Raw genomic sequence first — 5,572 nt, 5'->3', positions numbered from 1 at the left:
CGCCGTGGCCCGGATGCCGCGGGCCCCCGGCTCCAGCTCGGCCGCCCGCTCCGCCTCCGCCGCGGCATCCTGGAAACGCCCCCGCTGGGTCAGGGACTGCGCCCACACGTGGTGGGCCGACGCGGTGTCGGGATGGTCGGCCAGGAGGCGCGCCACCGCCTCGTCCAGCGCGGTGTGCTCGCCCCGCGTGGCCAGGTGGAACAGCTCCACCACGCGGGGGTCGTCCTTGGCCAGCCCCGCGTCGGCCAGGTGCTCCACCAGCCGGGCCGACCGCGGCACCCCCTGGAGCACCTGCGGGTCGTCCGCGGCGCAGCGCAGGGCCTCGCGGGCGTGGTGGAGCGCCCCTGGCACGTCCCCGGACCGCTCGAGAGCCACCGCCATCACATCGTGGGCCAGCGCACTGCGCGGGTCGATGTCCAGGCCCTCCCGGGCCACCTGCTGGGCCTCCTGGGGGCGCTGCTGGTCGAGCAGGAGGTTGGCCAGGTTGACCCGCCCCACGACCCAGCCCGGCTCCCGGCGCACCACCTCTCGGGCCGCGTGCTCGGCCGCCCCCAGGTCCCCCCGCCGAGAGTGCAGCGCCGTCCACGCGGTCTGCAGGGAGACCGCGTCCGGATACGCGTCCGTCAGCGACTGCAGCACCCGGGCGGCCTCGTCGAGCAGCCCCTCCTCCATGAACGCCCGCACCTGCCGGCGCCGCGGGTCGCCATCCACGCCCGGACCGGTCGGCCGCAGGTACTCCTGCTCCCGCTCGAGGCCCTGCCGCGCCTGCGCGTGCTCCGGGTCCCGGGCCAGCACCTCGCGGTAGGCCCGCTCGGCCAGGGCGGGGTCCACCACGGAGACCGCACGCCCCAGGGCCAGGTGCGCCGCGGGGTCGGCCCCGTCGAGCCGCACCGCCTCGATGCCGGCACGTCGCGCGTTGCCCAGGTCACCCAGGCCCCGCAGCGCATAGGCGTACATCTGGTGCACCGGCGACCAGTCCGGCCGCACCCGGTGCAGGTCGTCCAGCGCCACCCGGGCCGCGGACCACTGCCGGTTCTGCAGGAGCGTCTCGGCCAAGCAGCGCAGCGGGTTCACCCCCTGGGGGTCCAGGGCCACGGCCCGGCGCGCGGCCTCCTCGGCCTCCCGCGGCTGCTGGGTCGCGCGGAGGTGCCAGGCGGAGGTGACGTGGAACAGGGGGTCGTGGGCGTGGGTGGGGGCCAGACGGTCCAGGAGCTGCTCGAGCTCGGCGAACCGGTGCTGGGCCATGAGCTGCTCGCAGGTGCGCATGTCCATCGGGTCCATGGGGCGAGATTCGCACCACTACCGCCGGCCACCCCTCATCCCGGTGGTGGACCGTGCGCCCGGCGCCGCTCGCCACCGCTCCCGCACGCCGACGGGCGGCCCCTCCCGCAGGAGGAACCGCCCGTCGTCAGCCGCGGGCGCGGGGCCCGGCAGCCGGTGGGATCAGAAGCCCATGCCGCCCATGCCACCCATGTCGCCCATGTCGGCGCCGGCAGCGGCCTTGTTGTTGTCCGGCTTCTCGGCCACGATCGCCTCGGTGGTGAGGAAGAGCGCGGCGATGGAGGCGGCGTTCTGCAGCGCGGAACGGGTCACCTTGGCCGGGTCGATGATGCCCTCGGCGATCATGTCGACGTACTCACCGGTAGCGGCGTTGAGGCCCTCGCCCGGCTTCAGGGAGCGGACCTTCTCCGCCACGACGCCGCCCTCGAGGCCGGCGTTCACGGCGATCTGCTTCAGCGGGGCGCTGGAGGCCACGCGGACGATCTCGGCACCGGTGGCCTCGTCGCCCTCGAGGGACAGGCCCTCGAACGCCTTCGTGGCGGCCTGCAGCAGGGCCACGCCACCACCGGCGACGATGCCCTCCTCCACGGCGGCCTTGGCGTTGCGCACGGCGTCCTCGATGCGGTGCTTGCGCTCCTTGAGCTCCACCTCGGTGGCCGCGCCGGCCTTGATGACGGCCACGCCACCGGCCAGCTTGGCGAGGCGCTCCTGCAGCTTCTCGCGGTCGTAGTCCGAGTCGGAGTTCTCGATCTCGGCGCGGATCTGCTTCACGCGACCCTGCACCTGGGCGTCGTCGCCAGCGCCGTCCACGATGGTGGTCTCGTCCTTGGTGACGACGACCTTGCGGGCGGTGCCCAGCATGTCGAGCTCGGCGTTCTCCAGGGTCAGGCCGACCTCCTCGGAGATGACCTGACCGCCGGTGAGGATGGCCATGTCGCCCAGCATCGCCTTGCGGCGGTCACCGAAGCCCGGGGACTTCACGGCGACGGACTTGAAGTTGCCGCGCACCTTGTTGACGATCAGCGTGGCCAGGGCCTCGGCCTCGACGTCCTCGGCGATGATCACCAGCGGCTTGCCGGACTGCATGACCTTCTCCAGCAGCGGCAGCAGGTCCTTGATGGCGCCGATCTTGGAGTTCACCAGCAGGATGTAGGGGTCCTCGAAGACCGCCTCCATGCGCTCGGTGTCGGTGACGAAGTAGGGCGAGATGTAGCCCTTGTCGAAGCGCATGCCCTCGGTCAGCTCGAGGTCGATGCCGAAGGTGTTGCTCTCCTCGACCGTGATGACGCCCTCCTTGCCGACCTTGTCCATCGCCTCTGCGATGACCTGACCGATCTCGGGGTCGGCGGCGGAGATGGACGCGGTGGACGCGATCTGGTCCTTGGTGTCGATCTCCTTGGCCATGGCGAGCAACTCGTCGGAGACGGCCTGGGTGGCCTTCTCGATGCCGCGCTTCAGGCCCATCGGGTTGGCGCCGGCGGCCACGTTGCGCAGGCCCTCGCGGACCATGGCCTGGGCCAGCACGGTGGCGGTGGTGGTGCCGTCACCCGCGACGTCGTCGGTCTTCTTGGCGACCTCCTTGACCAGCTCGGCGCCGATGTGCTCGTACGGCTCGTCGAGCTCGATCTCCTTGGCGATGGACACACCGTCGTTGGTGATGGTGGGGGCGCCCCACTTCTTCTCCAGCACGACGTTGCGGCCCTTGGGGCCGAGCGTCACCTTCACGGCGTCGGCAAGGGTGTTCATGCCGCGCTCGAGGCCGCGACGGGCCTCCTCGTTGAACGCAATGGTCTTGGCCATCGGTGGTTTCCTCCCACACGCGTAGCGGATGACCACCGGTCGCCCGCGACGGACGGGGTCGCCCCGCGCGGTGCGGACCGCCCGGCATCGACCCCTCGACCTGTGGTCGGTGTCTTTCACCCGGGTCGGCTCCGTGGCGACCGGCCGGGCCGGACGGGGGCACTCTCCTCGTCCTGCTGGCCCTGCGACCTGTCACTCGGAGCCGCCGAGTGCCAAGTGCGATTCTGGCACTCGCCCCCGGAGAGTGCAAAGCGCGGGGCGCGGGCCTCCTGCCGCCCCGCCCGGCACGCCCGCGCGACTCGGCCGCACGGCCGATCAGTGGGAGGATCGCCCCATGCCGACTCCTGACGCCGTGCGCCTCCTCCTGCTCGACGCCGATGCCGTGATCCAGCGCATGCCCGACGGCTGGAAGGACGAGGCCATCACCCTCCTGGCCACCGGGTGGGGCGCCCCGGCCGACCGCGTGGCCGACGACCCCGCGCTGTGGGGCCGCGCCCAGGCCGTGCTCGACGAGGTCTTCGTGGCCGAGGTGTTCCTGCTCACCGGGCAGGAGACCGACCTGACCTTCCCGGAGACCATCGCCGGCATCCTGGAGGGCCACGGCAACTCCACCGACGCCGAGCAGGTGGCCCGCCTGTGGCACCGCACCGAGCCGCTGGCCGAGGAGCGGGCGATGGTGGCCACCGCCCGCCAGGGCGGGGTGCGCGTGGCCATGGCCACCAACCAGCAGCCGCATCGCGCGGCCTGGCTCACCGACAGCGGCGCCTTCGCCGACCTGGCCGACGAGGTCTACACCTCCTCGCGCCTGGGCGTGGCCAAGCCGGAGCCGGACTTCTTCCGGGCGATCCTGCGCGCCGAGGCCGAAGCCGGGCACCCGGTGGAGCCGGGCGAGGTGGTCTTCGTGGACGACCGCGCGGACAACGTCGAGGGGGCGGCCGCCATCGGCATCCGGGCGCGGCAGTACCACTTCACCCAGGGCGTCGAGGCCTTCCGCGAGGTGCTGGAGTCCACCGGGGTGCTCGATGGGGCCGCCCACGCCGACGCGACGCACGACGGACCCGCCCCCACCGCCTGACGTGCTCTTCGGCGACGAGCTGCTCCCCCGCCCCGCGCAGGAGGTGTCCCCGGGCTGCCACTGGGTGCCGGGGTGGCTCACCGCCGAGCAGCAGTGCTGGCTCGTGCGTCACCACGCCGACTGGGCAGCCGGCCCGGTGCCCGCGCACGCCCCGGAGGTCCACGGTGGACGCATGCGCGTGACGATGGTGCCCTTCGGCTGGGTGTGGACGGCCCGGGGGTACGCGGCGCTCGACCCCGCATCGGGCGCCGTGCCGCTGCCCGTGCCGGCCTGGATGACGCGCCTGTACCACCGCGCCCTCGTGGCCACCGGGTGGCGGCGGGCGGACGAGGACCCCGGTCCCGCCCCGGACGCGGCGCTGCTCAACCACTACGCACCCGGCACGTCGATGGGGATGCACCGCGACGCCGACGAACGCACCGAGGACCCCGTGGTGAGCCTCTCGGTGGGGGACGCGTGCACCTTCCGCTTCGGCAACACCACCACCCGCACCCGGCCTTGGACCGACCTGCGTCTGGAGGGAGGCGACCTCGTGGTCTTCGGCGGGGCGGCCCGCCGCGCCTTCCACGGGGTGCCGGCCGTCCACGGGGGCACCGCACCGGGACCCGTGGCCGCCGAGCAGGAGCGGGTGGGACTGCCGGGGCGCCTGAGCCTCACCCTGCGTGTGACGGGGATGCAGCGGTGAGCGCCCGTGGGCTCGCCGTCCCGGCCGGCTCCGAGGTGGTGGTGGGCGCCGACGGGCTGGCCCGCACGCCGTGGGCCGAGGGCAGCGACCTGCTGCGCCACTACTACGACACCGAGTGGGGCCTGCCGGTGCGCGACGAGACCGGGCTGTTCGAGCGGCTCAGCCTGGAGGCCTTCCAGTCGGGCCTGTCGTGGGCCACCATCCTGCGCAAGCGCCCCGCCTTCCGGGAGGCCTTCGCCGGGTTCGACGCCGAGGCGGTGGCGGCCTTCGGCCCGGCCGAGGTCGAGCGCCTCATGGCCGACGACCGCATCGTGCGCAACCGGCGCAAGATCGAGGCGACCATCGGCAACGCCCGGGCCACCCTCGCGCTGCGACAGGACGGCGGGCTGGTGGACCTCCTCTGGTCCCATCAGCCCGCCGAGACCCCGCATCCGCTGCGGGTGGCCGAGGTGCCCACGCGGTCGGCGGAGTCGGTGGCGCTGTCGAAGGCGCTCAAGCAGCGCGGCTTCGCCTTCGTGGGGCCCACGACGATGTACGCGCTGATGGAGGCCGTCGGGATGGTGGACACCCACCTGCTGGGGTCCCACAGGCGCGGGTGCAGCGGCCTCTGGCCGGACTGAGGTCAGTCCTCGCCGCGCTGGACCTGCTCGGCCCGCTGGCGCAGGGCGTGGGTGACGCGGGCTCCGCCGCCGCGCTGCGCCACGTCCCGCATCGCGCGGGCGAGCCGGGCC

Annotated in this window: 5 protein-coding genes; 3 read left to right on the top strand and 2 right to left on the bottom strand. The window is 73.7% G+C overall.

Going from position 1 to position 5,572, the window contains the following annotated elements:
* Both HMPREF3099_RS02570 and groL read right to left on the bottom strand, forming a co-directional pair.
* Nucleotides 1-1,281 (bottom strand): tetratricopeptide repeat protein (locus HMPREF3099_RS02570; RefSeq protein ID WP_141761947.1); only part of this gene is annotated, 1,281 nt, incomplete at its 3' end.
* Between the two features lie 162 nt (nucleotides 1,282-1,443).
* A complete protein-coding gene (groL, locus tag HMPREF3099_RS02565; RefSeq protein WP_070703671.1) occupies nucleotides 1,444-3,081 on the bottom strand; it encodes a chaperonin GroEL in 1,638 nt (545 codons plus the stop codon).
* Between the two features lie 334 nt (nucleotides 3,082-3,415).
* On the opposite strand from groL, the gene HMPREF3099_RS02560 reads away from it, so the two are divergent.
* The 3 genes from HMPREF3099_RS02560 to HMPREF3099_RS02550 are packed head-to-tail and all read left to right on the top strand — an operon-like array spanning nucleotide 3,416 to nucleotide 5,461.
* Nucleotides 3,416-4,156, top strand: a complete 741-nt coding sequence (locus HMPREF3099_RS02560; RefSeq protein WP_070703669.1) for an HAD-IA family hydrolase — start codon at nucleotides 3,416-3,418, stop codon at nucleotides 4,154-4,156.
* Between the two features lies 1 nt (nucleotide 4,157).
* Entirely contained in the window at nucleotides 4,158-4,841 is a 684-nt protein-coding gene (locus HMPREF3099_RS02555; RefSeq protein WP_070703667.1) for an alpha-ketoglutarate-dependent dioxygenase AlkB family protein, read from the top strand.
* Nucleotides 4,838-5,461, top strand: a complete 624-nt coding sequence (locus tag HMPREF3099_RS02550; RefSeq protein ID WP_070703665.1) for a DNA-3-methyladenine glycosylase I — start codon at nucleotides 4,838-4,840, stop codon at nucleotides 5,459-5,461. Before HMPREF3099_RS02555 ends, HMPREF3099_RS02550 begins: the two co-directional genes overlap by 4 nt.
* Nucleotides 5,462-5,572 lie beyond the last annotated feature (111 nt).

It is taken from the genome of Kytococcus sp. HMSC28H12, assembly GCF_001816045.1.
In the GTDB taxonomy this organism is placed as follows: domain Bacteria; phylum Actinomycetota; class Actinomycetes; order Actinomycetales; family Dermatophilaceae; genus Kytococcus; species Kytococcus schroeteri.
Note: the sequence above shows the minus strand (reverse complement) of the source record. Positions and strands in the feature narration are given on the sequence as shown.